This is a genomic window from Natronotalea proteinilytica (assembly GCF_055379935.1).
Genome location: NZ_AP043947.1, coordinates 3,636,294 through 3,651,226 on the forward strand (window position 1 = coordinate 3,636,294; position 14,933 = coordinate 3,651,226).

Consider the following 14,933-nt stretch of genomic DNA (forward strand, 5'->3'; position numbering starts at 1 on the left):
GCTGTTTCAACTTACCATTCCAGCTTGATGCCGCCTACGAAAAAGCGGCCCCAGTGCGTAAACTCCTCTACCTCGTTGATACGGTCGTTGTAGAGACGCTCGGAGACGTTGCGACGCCCGGTGGCATTCTGGATTTCGACATAGCTGGTAAGCGCCCCCCACGAGAAATTTTCGCGGCGGTCGATCCGCAGATCCAGGCGCAGGTAGTTGGGAAGGCGCTCTTCGTGTATCTGGTCGGTGTCGATGATGCCGCGCCCCATCGCTTCACTGGCTTCGATGTCGAACGGAGTGGTGGGCTGCCCGCTCATGTATCGTATCCGTACCGATCCGCCCAGAAGGCCAAGCACATCGCCGGCCTCCATCTCTCGGATGCCCACTGTAGCATCCAGCACATGGCGAATGTCAAAGCTTGATGGGCGCTGCACTTCGTCTAGCGGCGTATAGCGCGTATCACTAAGCGTAAACGACACCGTAGTGTAGAACACATCGGTAAGCCGCCGTTGCACGAACGCTTCGATGCCATGCGAGCGGGCCGTTCCCGAATCATCCAGCGCGCCAACGGAGAAAACCCCAAAGTCATCACCTTCGTTGATGGGGCTCATCATAGGACGGTCTTCAAAGACGGGCACCTGGCTATACGCTTTGCGATAGCCTTCGAGCGTAAGCTTCCAGGCGGGGCGCGGCTGCCACTCCAGACCCGCAACCCAGTGCGTGGCGCGTGTCGGACGCAGGTTCTGGGCGGTATCGGTTGTGCTGTACCAGACCAGTTCCGGCCACTGGTGATAGTGCCCCCATGCCGCCGTGGCCTCCACCTGATCAGTCAGGGACACACGGGCCGACAGACGGGGACTCAGCACCGTGGCGTGATCCGACAGCGAGAAGTGGTTGAGGCGAAGACCTCCGGTCAGCGTGAGCGGTCCCGCGTCTTGCTCCAGATGCACGTACGCATCATTTTGTGCAGGTGTGGTACGCTCGGTGACATCAATCTCGTCTCGCACCACCCCGGTGTTCAGTGTGTCAGCTCTACTGAACAGGTTGTGACGGTAATCAATCAGGCGTAGTGTTCCACCCGTCTGCAATGTGGTGGCATCTGCAAGGTCCCATACACTGGTGAAGCGGAGCGCCGTCGTAGTTTCGCGGCTGCGGTTGCGCGTTTCGAGTACATCGTCGGCATCGCGGACATCCGTGCGATAGGTTGTGGAGGCTGTAGATAAGCGCAGTGTCGTAACGCCGGAATCCCAGAAGCGCTGCCACGCGAGTCCTCCAACGACCTGGTTGCCCCCGTCTTCGATGTCGGTGTCTGCATCCAGGTCGTCGCTTTCGAGGTCGCGTTCGAAGTGAATGGAATGGTAGCCGCCGAGCCCAATGACGGTGAGCCGATCTCGTGGGCTCAGATCCATCACCGCTTTGCCTTGCATACTCCCATACTGCGGCACTGCCGTCAGCCCAATTCCTGTCTGCACGAGGTCAAGATACGATCGGCGCGCCCCGACGAACCACGACCCTCTTGGTTCATCGTTTTCGTTGTGGAGAGGTAACGGCCCTTCGAGCGATCCACCGGCCCCGGCCATGGATACATCGGCGGAGCCCCCAAACGACTCGCGCGATCCCTCGCGCAGCCGAATGTCGAGTACGCTAGAAAGATACCCCCCGTACTGCGCTCCGAATCCGCCCGTATGGAAGGTGGCATCATCCAGAAAATCCGTATCCAGCATACTGATGGGTCCACCTGTGGCCCCCTGCGTTGCAAAGTGGTTAATGGTGGGCACTTCAAAGCCGTCAAGAAGCGTCATATTCTCTCGCGGAGAGCCACCGCGCACGATCAAGTCGTTCCGCTCGTCATCTCCAAACACAACGCCGGGCATCGACTGCATCACCCGCTGAATATCGGTGGCCGCACCTGGAGCTCGGCGAATCTCTTCAGCCCGCAAACCGCGTACCGAGGTGGGCGTGCTCGCAACCGATGAGAAATAGTCTGCCTCAACAGTCACCTCGTCCTCTTCAATCGCTTCGGGAGTCAGGCGAGCCGTGAGTTCAGCCGGACGCCCGCTTGTCACGACCACCGATGTGTATACGTCGGTACGATAGCCCATCATCGAGACTCGCACCGTGTGCGTACCCACCGGTAGACTATCGATTGTAAAGCGTCCGTTGGCATCGGTGGCTGCTCCCCGCTCCAGATCCGGTAGATACACGTTTGCTCCTACCAAGGGGCGTTCTGACTGCGTATCTACAGTCCGACCCGTGAGCGTACCCGTATGCTCCGAGTCAGCGGACTGTCCATATACACAAGGCGGTGAGGCAACAAGAAAAAGAGTGAGTAGCCATGAGCGCATGCGGTAGAACATAACAACAGAAGGTTGATAACCCAGGTGTAATAATACGCCTCCAAACATAATCGCTGTCTACTCCGCCGTCTATCAAAACAGCGCCAGCGGTACGAGCACCGGATCAGCGGTCCGCATGCGGAGATGAACGGGACGCTCCGCATCCATATGTATCTACCCCTGGAACTGCCAAGTACACATTACCGTGTGTACGTGTGCTGCACCGTGTACATATATGCTGTGTTTACCCCTTTCTACTCGTTCGTATGTCTGACACGCCGACGGCCCCGATTCCCGTAACCCTGCTAGCTGGATTTCTGGGGGCGGGCAAAACGACGCTTTTGAACCGCTTGCTACGCTCCGACAGCGCCTCGCGCTTTGCGGTGCTCGTGAACGACTTCGGCGATCTGAATGTGGATGCCAACCTCGTGGCTGATCAGGAGGCCGATGTGCTGCGCCTAGAGGGCGGGTGCATCTGCTGCACCATGCAGTCAGGCCTCACGTCGGCAGCGATGTACCTCGTTGGTCGCGACACCCCGCCGGAGCACATCTTGATTGAGGCGAGTGGCATCTCCGACCCGATGCCCATCGCGGCGGGACTGATGGCGCCCGGACTGCAACGGCACCTGCGCCTCGATAGTGTTCTTACGGTGATTGATGCCGAGCGCGCGCCGTACCCCGATGGCCACGACGTGCAAGAGCTGGTGGCGTCTCAGATTAAGTCCGCCAACATCGTGCTGCTCAACAAGGTCGATCTTGTTGAGGACGATAAGATTGCCGATCTGCGCGCCTGGATCAAGGAGTGGACGCCCGGCGCACGCATCCTTGAAACCGAACATGCCGATGTGCCGATTCCGGTTCTGCTGGATGGGGCCGTCCCGCTGCCCTCGGTACACGAGGCCCATGCGAATGAAGATCACGGAGACAGCCACGAACAGGACGCGGATCATGCGCACGATGGCGGCGGCCCGCACGCACATGAACATCACGATCACAATTCTCACGCTCACCACCATGACCATGAGGCGTCATTTCGGCGGTGGACGTACCGGTCGGAGGTGCCCTTTACAAACTTAGACGATGTGCAACGCATGCTGCGCGGGCTGCCCGATACCGTGCTGCGCGTGAAAGGCTTTGTGGCCACCGAAGAAACGCGCCAGGAACGCATGCTGCTCCAGATGGCCGGGCGCCGTGCAGCCCTCACGTTCCGAGGCGCCTGGCCCGACACGCCACGCACCGCTTTGGTGGTGCTGAGCCTGTCTGATGGCCCCACCCCTGAGGCGCTGCAGACCCACTTTGACACGGCACTGGCGGGGGCGGCCTCGTTTACGGCGCAGCGCTAACATGTTGGATGGGCAGCGTCAGACCCACTGAACGGTTTTCAGCACGCCGAGAACAATGAGTAGCACGCCTGCTGCGGCGGTGAGGTAGTGGCGGAACGCATCGCCAATTCGGTATCCAGCGTACAACCCAATCCACGTAAATATCACGGAGAAGAGGCACATGGTTGTGGCGACGACGAGGGCATCTATCGTTCCCAATCCAAGACCAAACCCGATCAGTAGATTATCCAGGCTAAGCCCAGTAGCCAGTACAGCCAGGCCGGTCCACGTTGTGATGCGCTGGGCGATGGTTTCTTCCGGGGCAGCCTGCCGCATGCTGGTAACCAAGGTCCACCCGCCTAGGAGAATCAGCAGAAGCGCCCCAACCCATGCAATTTCTTGCTCAACCCACCGCGCGGTAGTCTGGCCCAGCGTGATGCCTAGAAGCGGTACGAAGAACTCGAAGAGGCCAAATACCACGATGATGCGCCACCGGCGCGCGTACTGCTTCAGGGCACCGAGTGCCAGTGCCACGGCCATGTTGTTCGCCGCAATTACGACCCCCAGGACGAACAATTCCAGAATGGGCATGGGCAATTTCGGCAGTTCAGTGGAAAACGAATTGGCGCCCTTGTGAGATGTGCACGTTTCAAAAGTAAGTCCTTGTATATTCGGTTGTTATTTGGCCTAAAAAGGAGGGCTGCTATAACACACCAAGTTCAAGCGCGAGTCCGGTTAGCCCACCAAAGTAGACCAGGTAAAAGATTGCTGTTGCAGCGCGATGGATCATCCACTGCCCCGAAAAATCGCCGTGCGGACGTTTGTGACGCAGCGTACCAACGACGTCAATTATCAGATAGATTACGCTCAGGATCAGTGCCCATTGTACAACGCGCTCGGCTGCTGCAAGTAGCATAGCATGATCGATAGCAAGCGCGCTGCCTGTTAGTCCCACAACCGCCAGCCATTCGGCGCCGTGTCCGCCTCCTACAAACACGAAATGATCGCGTGGATTGTTTGCATAGCGATTCAGTACATCGACATATCGGTCGATTTGCATGGGCGCGATCCACTCGGCTGCGGGGGGACGCAGCGCCACATGTGGCGGCCATTGGAAAAGCATGATGCGCATTCCACTGCCGGGTATGCCGATAGCCCGCCCGGCTGCATAGTGGCCTGCTTCATGCACGGCAACAAGCGTGGCGATAACGACGGTATTCAGTGCAAAATCAACCATGCCGACTTCTTCGGCGCTGTTACAGATTGAGCGATGGATAGTGCTCTGTCACACCTGAATGTTAGGGGACGGGGACCGTGCCAAACTCTGTGTCCCAATTCCCTCCAAAAAACCTGTCATGGTGAGCGCAGCCGAACCATCTCCCCGACGCTCAGCAGGCTCTGATCGATCGAGCGGCCCTGTCCATTTCGAGGGAGATCTTTACTCACTGCGTTCGTCAGTCGCTGCGCTCGTGTCAGACTCCACACCTGCTAGACGCAGGTGCTCCGCTCAAGATGACAACATTAAAACGGGGTCGTTGTCCATCCAAAGATTGACCTGTGACACAGTACTAGCAGGGTAGCCCCCGAAATGAAACAGGTCCAGACACACCGGTCTGGACCTGGACGTGGGCTCTTATGCCCCGAGGGAGGCCATGTAGATAGCTGCCTTATCTAGCAAGCACGCGGGTGTAGTTTTCTTCGGCCTGCTCCCAATTGAGCACGTTCCAGAAGTTTTCGAGATAGTCACCGCGGCGGTTTTCGTACTCCAGGTAGTAGGCGTGTTCCCACACGTCAACCCCAATCACCGGGTACAGCCCAAGCTCCAGGGGCGTATCTTGATTTGCTGTTTGTACAAGCTCCAGATTCCCTTCGGCATCGGTGGCGAGCCAGCCCCAACCGCTTCCAAACACGCCTCCGGCAGTGCTATTGAACGCCTCCTTGAATGCATCCAGACTCTCAAAGGTCTCCGCCAGTGCCTCTTCGAGTGCGCCGTGCGGATGCGTGTCCTCCGCGGTAAGCAGCGGCCAGAACAGCGCATGGTTGTAATGCCCGCCGCCGTTGTTGCGAATGGCCGTGCGCACATCGTCGGGCAGGTTCTCCAGGTCGGCCAGTAACTCGCCCAACGTGTGCTGCTGAAGACGGTCGTGTCCTTCCAGGGCATTGTTGAGGTTGTTCACATACCCCTGGTGGTGGCGCCCATGATGCACTTGCATGGTTCGTTCGTCAATGTTGGGGGCAAGCGCCTCATGGTCGTAAGGCAGATCGGGCAACTCGTACGGGTACGTCAACGAGCCGGGACCCAGCGCAGCGCGAGCTGGATCTACAGGCCGTGCACCTGATCGTGAGGTGGCATTGGCCAGAAATTGCGGAATCACCATGCTCAGGCCGAACCCGCCAAGCAGCGAAGAAATAGCACGTCGTCTGTTAATCATAGCGCCAAGAAAGTATGTGATACAAGGGCAAACCTGTCCTTTGCATCTTTCGGAAACGTGTCGGTTCCCCGCTGTTCTTGACGATTATCCTTCGATTGGCCTTGAATCGAACGCAAGGGCGGCTAAAGGGTAGCGGACATGTCGGATTCGTTTTCGTTTTGTGTTTCTTATCGCCTATGCATCCTGCTCTGACCCATACCGACCATCGCCCGTGGCCGCTTCCTGATGCGCCGTGGACCTGGCGCCAACGCTGGTGCGATCTGCTGTTTGCCCACTGGAACGTGCCGGCGTCGTGGCTAACCCCGCTCATCCCCGACCCCCTACGCCTCGACACATATAACGGCACCGCCTGGTTAGGCGTTATCCCGTTTCGCATGGAGGGTGTGATGCGCCGCCCGCTGCCCGATCTGCCGTGGATCTCTGCGTTTCCCGAAATGAATGTGCGTACGTATGTAACGTACCAGGGCAAGCCCGGCGTGTGGTTTCTAAGCCTCGACGCGACGAACCTACTGGCTGTACTGGCCGCCCGATTGTTCTTTCATTTGCCCTACTACTGGGCATCGATGTCGCTCACCAAAGACGCACATGGTATTCAGTACGCCTCCACCCGTACAGATGCCCGGTTTCTGGGGCGCTACCGCCCAACCGGACCCGTGCAGCCCGCCGAGCCGGATACGCTCACCCATTGGCTTACCGAGCGCTACTGTCTGTACACCCAAATCCGCACCGGTGTCCTGATTCGCAACGAGGTGCATCACCCGCCGTGGCCGTTGCAGCCTGCCGAGTGCACCATTCAGATGAATACGATGCCGCAGTCGCACGGTCTGCCCGTTACCGGATCGCCCGATCACCTGTGCTTTGCGCGTTCGTTGGATGTGGTCGTTTGGAATCCAGAGCGAATCGAATAGCCTGGGAGGGTGGTTGCTTTTTCGACGTAACGGTGCTGGTACCCGCCGCGTCGTTCCAATAACGCACAGACGCTCAACTACGAAGGCACCGGACCGTACTGGTTGGGCCCTTGGGTACCCGGGGTAAAGATCAGAAACGCCTCAATTAAAATCACCAACACCCCCATACTGATCAGCGAGGCGCCAACAATCGGCACAGCAAACCAGCCCGACAGGTCCATGTCGTGCAGGCGCCGAATGGTAAGAAATACAGAGACAACGCCCCCCCCGACGACAGCCACAGCCGCGGCCAGAAATCCAAAGGGTAAAAATACCGATGCCAGGGCGCCTATCATCAAAATAAAAATGACGATGTTGTACATCAGATACTTCAGTCGTCCGATGCGTCCGCGCGGTGAAAGCAGGTCGGGGTTGGGCTCGTACTGCGGCTTGTTGACATGCGACGAGGGGGAGGCCTCGGATGCTGAATCAGAAGCCGAATTGGGTTCAGGGTCCGATTCTGAAGTGGGCGTCTCCTCTACACCGATCCCATGATCGGCATCGGCCCAGTGCCCATCGCCCACGCCCTGGCTGGCAGGGGGCGGCTCCTCGGGAGCTTCAGGAAAAAGTTCGGGCACATCGCCCGCAGGCGTCCACTGGTTGAGCTCTTCTGTCCATACAAAGTCATCGGGCGTCACAACCCCTTCGCGGACGCGCCGCCGAATCTCTCGATTCGTAAAGGGGCCCCGCCGATTGCCGTTTTCGCTGTAATACCACATGAATGAGAAGCGCTGCTAATGGAGGCGATGTGTTTACATGCTAACGTACATAGCGCATCCTCCAACTGCAAAGCCTTCGTGCACCGGCGGTCGACGATCTTTTGTGCGACCGCGCCTTGACATCTACCAAGGCAGTGTGTACGTTAGAGCAGAGCGAAGCTGGGAGTGCCCTATTGCTGTGTAACAAGCGCATAGGGCTGAGATGATCCCTCGAACTTGATCCGGTTTGTACCGGCGGAAGGAAGCTTCTTCACTACAGCCGGCTTGCTTTATAGCGGCTTGCTGATGCACCTCCGGCTTCGCTTGCTGCCTTTTTGTCTTTTTTGCAAGCACTTTTTGTCTTATGGCAACCTCTACCCTCGACCTTTCACTGGCCGATGTCTCCATCGACCGGGCTTATCACGTACCGCCGTTTGCACAAGCCTGCGTAGACGCAGCGGGCGACACCTGGGGCGCTTCGTTTGACCACCCATTCGTGCACGCACTGGCCGAAGGAAGCCTCGACGAAGAACGCTTTCGCTTCTACCAGATGCAAGATGCTCGGTACCTCGAATCGTTTTCGGATGCCGCAGCGATCCTCTCCACACGCTGCCCCGAGCCCGACGACAAACTCTGGTTCATTGATGCCGCCCGCATGGCGCTCGTCACCGAAGGCGAACTGCATGCCGGATACGGCGAACGCCTCAACTACGATGCCGGCGACATTGCCGCGCTCACCTGTACGCCTAACAACCGCGGCTACCAGGATCACATGATTAGCTGCGCCCAGCGCGGTACCCTCGTTGAAGCCGTAGGCGCCCTTACACCCTGCCCGTGGCTGTACATCGAAATTGGGCAACGGTTGGAGGCCGTACTTGGCGATGTCCCCACCGACCACCCCTACGCCGACTGGCTGGCTATGTATCGCGATCCCGCGTTTAACGCGTATATGGACGAGATTTTGGAGCGCCTCCAGCGCTTTGCCGATGCCGCCGATGCCGACGCACGCGATCGCGCTAAGACCGCCTTTCTAACCAGCATCCGCTACGAGTGGATGTTCTGGGAGCAGGCCTGGACCATGCAGGAGTGGCCCGTATAGCACGGCTCCCTGAACCCGCTCCCGCCTTGGGTCGTTCGCGCCGTACCTGTTGCCTCAAAACGCAAGCCGTTTTCCAACCGCTACGGTGCTGTGGCTCACGCTGACTCCTGGACGCCCCGGTCATTGTTTCTCGTTGCCGTAGGTAGCGTAGCTGCCTGTATGTTGGTGCCTTACGGCGAATGGCTGATCTATCCGTTCCAGCTGTTTGGCACGTTCATTCATGAAGCCGGTCATGCCCTCGCTGCGTTACTCACCGGCGGGCGCGTAGAAAGCTTTGTGGTGAATCTTGATACCAGCGGCTATGTGCGCTCCCGAGGCGGGTCGCGGCTTATTACCGTTTCTGCAGGATACCCGGCCTCGGCACTTGCCGGGGCTGCGCTGCTCTATGCAGGTACACGCCGCCGCTGGGCCGCCCCCACGCTTGTAGGCACTGCACTCACCACTCTTCTCATTATCGCCCTCTTTAGTGGATACGGCGCTTCATGGCTAGCCTTCGCCGCGTTTGTAGCCGGATGCGCCGCGCTGGGATACGGACGCACACGAACCCGCTCTGGCCATCGCGGCCTGCCCTGGTACATACTGGGTCTATTCGCTATCGGAGGCGCCCTCGCGTACATGCTCGTCACAAGCGGACTCGTAGCCTGGGCCGTGGGACTTTCGATGGCTGCCGTCTTGCTGATCATCGCAATGTATGCCGCCCCGGTAATTCAGCACCTCACCGTGCTCTTTCTAGGCGCCCAACTCGCCCTGGACGGCTTACATAGCATCCAAACGCTGTTTTCGATGACGCGCATGGGGCACACCCACAACGACGCGGCCACCATGGCGCAACTCACGGGCATTCCAGCATCGGTGTGGGCCGTAGGATGGGGACTGCTAAGCCTGATCGTAATCGGCTGGGCCATTCTGCTGTTCTGGCGCACGCCTCACCCTGAAAAACCTACCTCCTCGACCCCGCACCTTCCTGAATGAGCAGAGTTTGTTTTGCAACGCCCAGTCTGTATGTTACAAACTCGTTTTGCTGATATATCTTACCCTACCTATGCGCTTACATTGGATGCGACGTCTTTCTGCTATTTTGTTGCTGGCCGCCCTATTGGTCTGGACCGGCTGCGAATCCGACACCCCTGATGCTCCTGATGAAACCGACGACCCCGACCCAGTTGTTGATGCCGACTTCGCCGCCTTCTGGTCCTACTTGTCTGACGACTGCGGGAGTGCCTACGAAGGTGTGGTCATTGAAAAGCCCGAAGGCGATGACCAGCTCTCGGAAGACGCCGAACTGGAGATGCACATCCGCGAATGCGATGACGAGGAGCTGCGTATCCCCCTACATGTGCTAGAGCCCGATGCCGACGAGTGGAATCGCTCGCGCACGTGGGTTCTGATGCCGCATGAGGAGGGGCTGGAGCTGCGCCACGACCATCGCTATCCGGATGGCGAGGAGGAAGAAACCAGCTGGTATGGCCAGGTAAGCTCCGATGCGGTCGATGAGTACACCGTTGAGTTTCTTGATCCAGAGACGCAAAGCGGCTGGCGCATCGAAATTGACCCTGGCGAGCGCTTCACCTACGGCACGTACAGCAACGACTCATGGGGCTACCGCCTTGACTTTGATCTGACGGAGCCAATTGATCCCCCTCCGGCCCCGTGGGGGTTTGAGGACGATGCCTGATCCTCTTCTTGTTCACGGGCTCTATATTCATACGCTTAATGCGTAGCCCACAGCAATCCACCAACAAGGAGCGCCCCGATGCCAATTCCAATCAGCAACTCACGCTGACCACGATTGGGTAAGGGGCGCCCCTGTTTACGGGCTGTTGGAAGAAACTCAAAGATCATCAGATACACCAGTGCACCGGCGGCAAAGCCAAGCCCGACCGGCAACAACTCTTCGGCCACGCTCACAAACAGATAGGCCCCAACGGCTCCGACCGGCTGCGGTACCCCCGAAAGAACGGCCCACCCCAATGCTTTTGTGCGCGATACGCCATGCGTAATGAGCGGCAAAGCAATGGCCAATCCCTCAGGAATATTGAGTACCGCCATGGCTATGGTCATCGAAACGGCCAACATAGGAAGCTCCAGCCCACCAAATGACACATCTGCTGCGTAGGGCAGCTCCGCAAACGCAACCCCCACCGCCACTCCTTCGGGAATGCTGTGGATGAACATAGCGCCCACAACGAGCACAATCAGTCTATACTGGCGCGTGTTAAAAACCGCCGACGGGACCGGCTTATTTTGTAGGAGTCGATCGGCGGCGCCCATGAGCCCGGCGCCCAACGCAGCTCCTAGCGCCACTTCGTACACCGATCCGCTCTCCAGCCCTTCAAATACAACCACCCCGCTCATCATAACCATGAGACCTATCGCCGTGCCCCACAACCCCACCATCCACCGAAGCGACACCGTGCGCGTCACGAAAAATGGGAGCACGCCCAGCCCGGTAGCAAGTCCAGTAAGGGCTCCTGCACCTCCCACAATGAGAAGGTCGGCCCACACCCATTCGGCTAATGGTGTCATAAAACGGACAAAACCAATTACTTCACAATACTCCGATTGGAGCCCCATCTTCGAACGGAGACGGGCTTACGTTTAAGCACCCGCTTACCAGAATAGACGTACGACTCCCTCTTGTTCAACTCCTTTCCGTTGAAGTACGTACACGTTGAAGTCCGTCGATTCCATTCTGTCCGTCATTGGTCGGCCTTTTCGCAATATATATGAACAGTTGTTTCCAAATAGCAATGATCCAATGCGCACATGTACGCTTATCCTGACGGGCAGTTTACTCTGCTTAATGAGTCTGTCAGCCTGCAATAGCAACACCAGTTCCGAGGATTGCGGCGCCCCTTTTGATCCCGGCTCTGTTTCTGTAGAGTCTGACGATGGCAACTGGCGTCTTATGGACGGCGATCGCGAACTGATTGTCTTCGAGACCGAATCGACTGCCGAGCGCGCTGTAGCAACAATTCAGTTCTACGGCTTAGATCAAAAGTGTGCAATTGGCGATGACCATCAGATGGAATACTGGCTTGCAGATGGACAGCCCCCGGCACGTACCGAGGAGGCGCCTCCGTTCAACGAAGACTGCATGGAGCACCCGGTTGACGAATTCTATGTCGAAGACGAAGGCGATGCTGGGTTGATTACGTATCCGCAAGGAAGCCGCATGCTTATGGTTTCTGATCTTAACGAGGCCGAGCGTGCATTGAACGTACTCCAGGAGAACCACCTGAACGAGATCTGCTACGTGGGCCGGCCTCACGCCCCGATGCAGTACTGGCTAACCTCGGATGCGTAGCTCTATCCAGCACACTCACGCGTCCCTATTCTAGTGCTCTGTCACAGGTCAATCTTCGGGTAACACATGTATCCTCTAACGTACCGAGAATAACTCACAATCATGTCATTGCGAGCGCAGCGACGCGCCCCGATTCTAGGCTAGTCTATGCACATAACTCGGGATGGTGATAATCGTTGATCACGGGTTGCAATCTGGACTTGTTGTTGACTGTTGTTGACGGGATCATCAACGGATTGGCCAGAATGAGGGACGGCGCCAGCGGGACCTCGTGCGGCCGATGCCTTTTCTGGATCCTGGATCGCGCTCGCAGGCTCGCTTGCCTGTCCTGAACTCGATTCAGGATCTGGATGACGTTCGGGAGGGGGGCATTTGGGTTGAAAGGGAGCTTTCGTCTCCCAGCACCGTCCCCCCGACACGTCATCCTGAACTTGATTCAGGATCCATTCCCCCGACTATTCCCCCGAGCAGACGCCCAGATGGGTTCTTGTTGTAGGATCCAACAGTCTCTCATTGAACAGGCGGTGGAGGCAACCAACGTTAAATAAACAACATAGCAAAGAAAAAGTTATGTGCAAGGACTAGGACCCTAGGAGTACTTGAGCTACGCCCAGCGACGCGTCAGTCGCAGGCTCCTTCCTCGCGATGACAAGGTGTAAATATATTTCTTTTGAGTTACCTAGCCGGAGAAACGCATACATCTTGACGGTTTCTCCGAAACCCTGTGTTTTGCTACCGGGTTCTTTTTAAGCATGTACGTACGTCTCCGACTCCCGCCTTGGCTATGTCCAACACGCGCCCCGTTTCGCCCGACGCCCCCTTCGCAAACGACAATTCAGACGAAACCTCTTCGGATGACCGAAGCCCACTACAACGCATTGTTGGAGGGCTGGGATCGTTCATATCGCGCTTTTGGTTTCTGGGCGTAATCGTGGCCGTAATGGTGTACATCTTTCAGGGTATGAACCCAGAGGTGGAGTTGCACGATGGACCTATTGTTGAAGACTTTGCTAGCGAAACCGTAGAGGGCGATACGTTTCGCCTGTCGGATTACACCGACGATAACATCGTAGTGATAAGTCTGTGGGCCACCTGGTGCGCAACCTGCCAACAGCAGATGCCAGGCTTTATGCAACTGCACGATGAGTTTGACGATGTCCAGTTCGTGGGCCTCTCGATGGATAATGATGGATTGGACGCTGTGCGCACGTACACGGAACGGGTGCAGTCGATTAATTATCCCCAGATCGCCGACCAACGCATTGCGTTCAACAATCTAGAGACCGGACGCAGTGTGCCGCGCACGTATGTGATCGACCACAACAGGCAGGTACGATTCCGCAACGTAGAAGGCATGCTCATGACTGGTGAATTGCGTCCCGTGCTTGAAGCCTTGCTTAACGAAGAACGCCCCGACGCCGTAGCCGACGCGTCTTAGCATCTGGTATTTCGTGGCCAGCCACGTTTTGCCACTAAGTGAACCCAATCGCGGGTTTGGGGCTTGATCGGGGTTCTCATCCTACCCCTTCGACCGTTTGAACCGTGCCTCAACGACCGTTGACCGTTCGCAACGCTTCTCCCGAGGAACGCACCGAACTTGACGAGCTGTACCGGCCCACTCGAACCCCCCGGCTGCGCACCCGCGCCGTGTGCTCAAAAAGGGTGGGATCAAAGTGAGCCGTCCGCAGCACAAGATCAGCAGCCCGGACTCGGAATGCGATCTAAAAAAGCGATTGAGCACTACGGCCTCTTCCAAGAGAAGCCTACCGCTCGTTATCCCGATTGCAGCTGTCCGGTTGCCCATCGAGAGGCAGCGATCCAAAGCCCTCCCACTCCGACAATGATGTGGATCGGCAATATAATGAACAGCAGGGTCAAGGGTGCGGAAAAAGCCGACCCAAGCGTCAGCAGCGTACCGGTAAGGGCGGGCAGAATAAACCAGTTGGTAAGGTAGCGCGGCACTGCTGCTATACTCCGAACATTGTAAGCAATAACAGCCGCGACCAGAGCCTGCATATACCAGGCCATCAGAAAATGAGACTGGTGCATACTGTAGCTCATAAATCCAAGTAGCTCTATTTCATCTTCGGCAAGTGCTCCGCTGCTGTGCGCTTCAGCAAGCCGGCCAATGGCCCCAAGTCGCTCAAAGTTGGTGAGAATGCCAGCGATAAGCCCAATACCAAACAGGACGATGATAAACCCTGCTACCGGATAATAGGCGCGAACGTAGTTGCCCATAGCTACTGTAACAACCATTATCAGCGTGAAAGCAATCACCTCCAGCAAGGTGTAAATCCGGTAGACGGTAAGATTTTCGGTTGCGGCTAATAGTTCAAAAGCGTGGTGACTCGTGTCCGTCTGAGACGCGATGACCAAGATAAACAGCGGAAACATAATGATCGTAAGGACCCCGGTCGGCATCCCGAGGCGAGCGATTACACGCAACCACCCCTCCTTCTCGTTGGATATAGGCATATGTTTGTATTTTTTGGAAGCAGGCACGACCTGAAAAACTGTATTCGCAGAGTCCCCGTCGAGGAGCAATACCGCAAATGCAGAATCAGCATACCGTACAATATCAAGGGCTTGGCACAGAATCAATTTCTCATGCAGAGTACTCCAGATCTGAAAGGGCCTTTCTCGCGGCACAAACTCACTCTTCCACATTGCGTAGTCGATACGTCTACACTCGTCGAGTTTCAATGGAAAGACGAGTCAGAATGCGATTGAATAGGATTTGCTGCAGAGTACCCGCCTGCGCTGCGTGAGGAGTTGCCCCCAGCAAGACCACCATTGTTGAA

14 protein-coding genes and 1 riboswitch are annotated in these 14,933 nt (G+C 57.1%); of the genes, 7 read left to right on the forward strand and 7 right to left on the reverse strand.

Annotated elements, in window-relative coordinates; all coding sequences use genetic code 11:
* Positions 1–11: 11 nt before the first annotated feature.
* Entirely contained in the window at positions 12–2,336 is a 2,325-nt protein-coding gene (locus ACZ5AL_RS14485; RefSeq protein WP_464511281.1) for a TonB-dependent receptor, read from the reverse strand.
* A gap of 257 nt (positions 2,337–2,593) precedes the next feature.
* Between ACZ5AL_RS14485 and ACZ5AL_RS14490 the strand changes: the two genes are divergently transcribed.
* Positions 2,594–3,670: a CobW family GTP-binding protein gene (locus ACZ5AL_RS14490; protein WP_464511282.1), complete on the forward strand. Its 1,077-nt coding sequence runs from the start codon at positions 2,594–2,596 to the stop codon at positions 3,668–3,670.
* Positions 3,671–3,688: 18 nt separating this feature from the next.
* Here ACZ5AL_RS14490 and ACZ5AL_RS14495 read toward each other — a convergent pair whose 3' ends face one another.
* The 3 genes from ACZ5AL_RS14495 to ACZ5AL_RS14505 all read right to left on the reverse strand — a co-directional run bounded on the left by ACZ5AL_RS14495 (position 3,689) and on the right by ACZ5AL_RS14505 (position 6,081).
* Positions 3,689–4,240: a manganese efflux pump MntP gene (locus tag ACZ5AL_RS14495; protein ID WP_464511283.1), complete on the reverse strand. Its 552-nt coding sequence runs from the start codon at positions 4,238–4,240 to the stop codon at positions 3,689–3,691.
* A gap of 112 nt (positions 4,241–4,352) precedes the next feature.
* The gene (locus ACZ5AL_RS14500) at positions 4,353–4,886 is read right to left on the reverse strand and encodes a hypothetical protein (protein WP_464511284.1); all 534 of its coding nucleotides are present in this window, start codon (positions 4,884–4,886) and stop codon (positions 4,353–4,355) included.
* A gap of 430 nt (positions 4,887–5,316) precedes the next feature.
* The gene (locus tag ACZ5AL_RS14505; RefSeq protein ID WP_464511286.1) at positions 5,317–6,081 is read right to left on the reverse strand and encodes a superoxide dismutase; all 765 of its coding nucleotides are present in this window, start codon (positions 6,079–6,081) and stop codon (positions 5,317–5,319) included.
* Between the two features lie 176 nt (positions 6,082–6,257).
* Between ACZ5AL_RS14505 and ACZ5AL_RS14510 the strand changes: the two genes are divergently transcribed.
* Positions 6,258–6,989: a YqjF family protein gene (locus ACZ5AL_RS14510; RefSeq protein WP_464511287.1), complete on the forward strand. Its 732-nt coding sequence runs from the start codon at positions 6,258–6,260 to the stop codon at positions 6,987–6,989.
* Between the two features lie 77 nt (positions 6,990–7,066).
* On the opposite strand, the gene ACZ5AL_RS14515 is transcribed toward ACZ5AL_RS14510, so the two are convergent.
* Positions 7,067–7,747: a GYF domain-containing protein gene (locus tag ACZ5AL_RS14515; protein WP_464511288.1), complete on the reverse strand. Its 681-nt coding sequence runs from the start codon at positions 7,745–7,747 to the stop codon at positions 7,067–7,069.
* A 151-nt stretch (positions 7,748–7,898) separates the two neighbouring features.
* Positions 7,899–8,007: riboswitch (TPP riboswitch) on the forward strand.
* An 83-nt stretch (positions 8,008–8,090) separates the two neighbouring features.
* On the opposite strand from ACZ5AL_RS14515, the gene ACZ5AL_RS14520 reads away from it, so the two are divergent.
* From ACZ5AL_RS14520 to ACZ5AL_RS14530, 3 genes are all read left to right on the forward strand, one after another.
* Positions 8,091–8,825: a TenA family protein gene (locus ACZ5AL_RS14520; RefSeq protein ID WP_464511290.1), complete on the forward strand. Its 735-nt coding sequence runs from the start codon at positions 8,091–8,093 to the stop codon at positions 8,823–8,825.
* Positions 8,826–8,915: 90 nt separating this feature from the next.
* Positions 8,916–9,797 (forward strand): M50 family metallopeptidase, encoded by an 882-nt coding sequence (locus ACZ5AL_RS14525; protein WP_464511291.1) that lies wholly within the window; start codon positions 8,916–8,918, stop codon positions 9,795–9,797.
* Between the two features lie 85 nt (positions 9,798–9,882).
* Entirely contained in the window at positions 9,883–10,500 is a 618-nt protein-coding gene (locus ACZ5AL_RS14530) for a hypothetical protein (RefSeq protein WP_464511292.1), read from the forward strand.
* Positions 10,501–10,535: 35 nt separating this feature from the next.
* Here ACZ5AL_RS14530 and ACZ5AL_RS14535 read toward each other — a convergent pair whose 3' ends face one another.
* On the reverse strand, positions 10,536–11,351 hold the full coding sequence (locus ACZ5AL_RS14535) for a ZIP family metal transporter (RefSeq protein WP_464511293.1): 816 nt from the start codon (positions 11,349–11,351) through the stop codon (positions 10,536–10,538).
* A gap of 277 nt (positions 11,352–11,628) precedes the next feature.
* Here ACZ5AL_RS14535 and ACZ5AL_RS14540 point away from each other — a divergent pair, with 277 nt between their 5' ends.
* Together ACZ5AL_RS14540 and ACZ5AL_RS14545 are read left to right on the forward strand one after the other, a co-directional pair.
* Positions 11,629–12,132, forward strand: coding sequence for a hypothetical protein (locus tag ACZ5AL_RS14540; protein WP_464511295.1), 504 nt, complete (start codon positions 11,629–11,631; stop codon positions 12,130–12,132).
* A 784-nt stretch (positions 12,133–12,916) separates the two neighbouring features.
* Positions 12,917–13,570 (forward strand): TlpA family protein disulfide reductase, encoded by a 654-nt coding sequence (locus ACZ5AL_RS14545; protein WP_464511296.1) that lies wholly within the window; start codon positions 12,917–12,919, stop codon positions 13,568–13,570.
* Between the two features lie 335 nt (positions 13,571–13,905).
* Here the strand turns inward: ACZ5AL_RS14545 and ACZ5AL_RS14550 are convergent, their stop codons facing one another.
* Positions 13,906–14,607: a hypothetical protein gene (locus tag ACZ5AL_RS14550; RefSeq protein WP_464511297.1), complete on the reverse strand. Its 702-nt coding sequence runs from the start codon at positions 14,605–14,607 to the stop codon at positions 13,906–13,908.
* Positions 14,608–14,933 lie beyond the last annotated feature (326 nt).

Excerpts from the sequence above, each read along its gene's own strand:
- ACZ5AL_RS14485 (WP_464511281.1), bottom strand. The coding sequence starts at position 2,336 with ATGCGCTCATGGCTACTCACTCTTTTTCTTGTTGCCTCACCGCCTTGT.
- ACZ5AL_RS14490 (WP_464511282.1), top strand. The coding sequence starts at position 2,594 with ATGTCTGACACGCCGACGGCCCCGATTCCCGTAACCCTGCTAGCTGGA.
- ACZ5AL_RS14495 (WP_464511283.1), bottom strand. The coding sequence starts at position 4,240 with ATGCCCATTCTGGAATTGTTCGTCCTGGGGGTCGTAATTGCGGCGAAC.
- ACZ5AL_RS14500 (WP_464511284.1), bottom strand. The coding sequence starts at position 4,886 with ATGGTTGATTTTGCACTGAATACCGTCGTTATCGCCACGCTTGTTGCC.
- ACZ5AL_RS14505 (WP_464511286.1), bottom strand. The coding sequence starts at position 6,081 with ATGATTAACAGACGACGTGCTATTTCTTCGCTGCTTGGCGGGTTCGGC.
- ACZ5AL_RS14510 (WP_464511287.1), top strand. The coding sequence starts at position 6,258 with ATGCATCCTGCTCTGACCCATACCGACCATCGCCCGTGGCCGCTTCCT.
- ACZ5AL_RS14515 (WP_464511288.1), bottom strand. The coding sequence starts at position 7,747 with ATGTGGTATTACAGCGAAAACGGCAATCGGCGGGGCCCCTTTACGAAT.
- ACZ5AL_RS14520 (WP_464511290.1), top strand. The coding sequence starts at position 8,091 with ATGGCAACCTCTACCCTCGACCTTTCACTGGCCGATGTCTCCATCGAC.
- ACZ5AL_RS14530 (WP_464511292.1), top strand. The coding sequence starts at position 9,883 with ATGCGACGTCTTTCTGCTATTTTGTTGCTGGCCGCCCTATTGGTCTGG.
- ACZ5AL_RS14535 (WP_464511293.1), bottom strand. The coding sequence starts at position 11,351 with ATGACACCATTAGCCGAATGGGTGTGGGCCGACCTTCTCATTGTGGGA.
- ACZ5AL_RS14540 (WP_464511295.1), top strand. The coding sequence starts at position 11,629 with ATGAGTCTGTCAGCCTGCAATAGCAACACCAGTTCCGAGGATTGCGGC.
- ACZ5AL_RS14545 (WP_464511296.1), top strand. The coding sequence starts at position 12,917 with ATGTCCAACACGCGCCCCGTTTCGCCCGACGCCCCCTTCGCAAACGAC.
- ACZ5AL_RS14550 (WP_464511297.1), bottom strand. The coding sequence starts at position 14,607 with ATGCCTATATCCAACGAGAAGGAGGGGTGGTTGCGTGTAATCGCTCGC.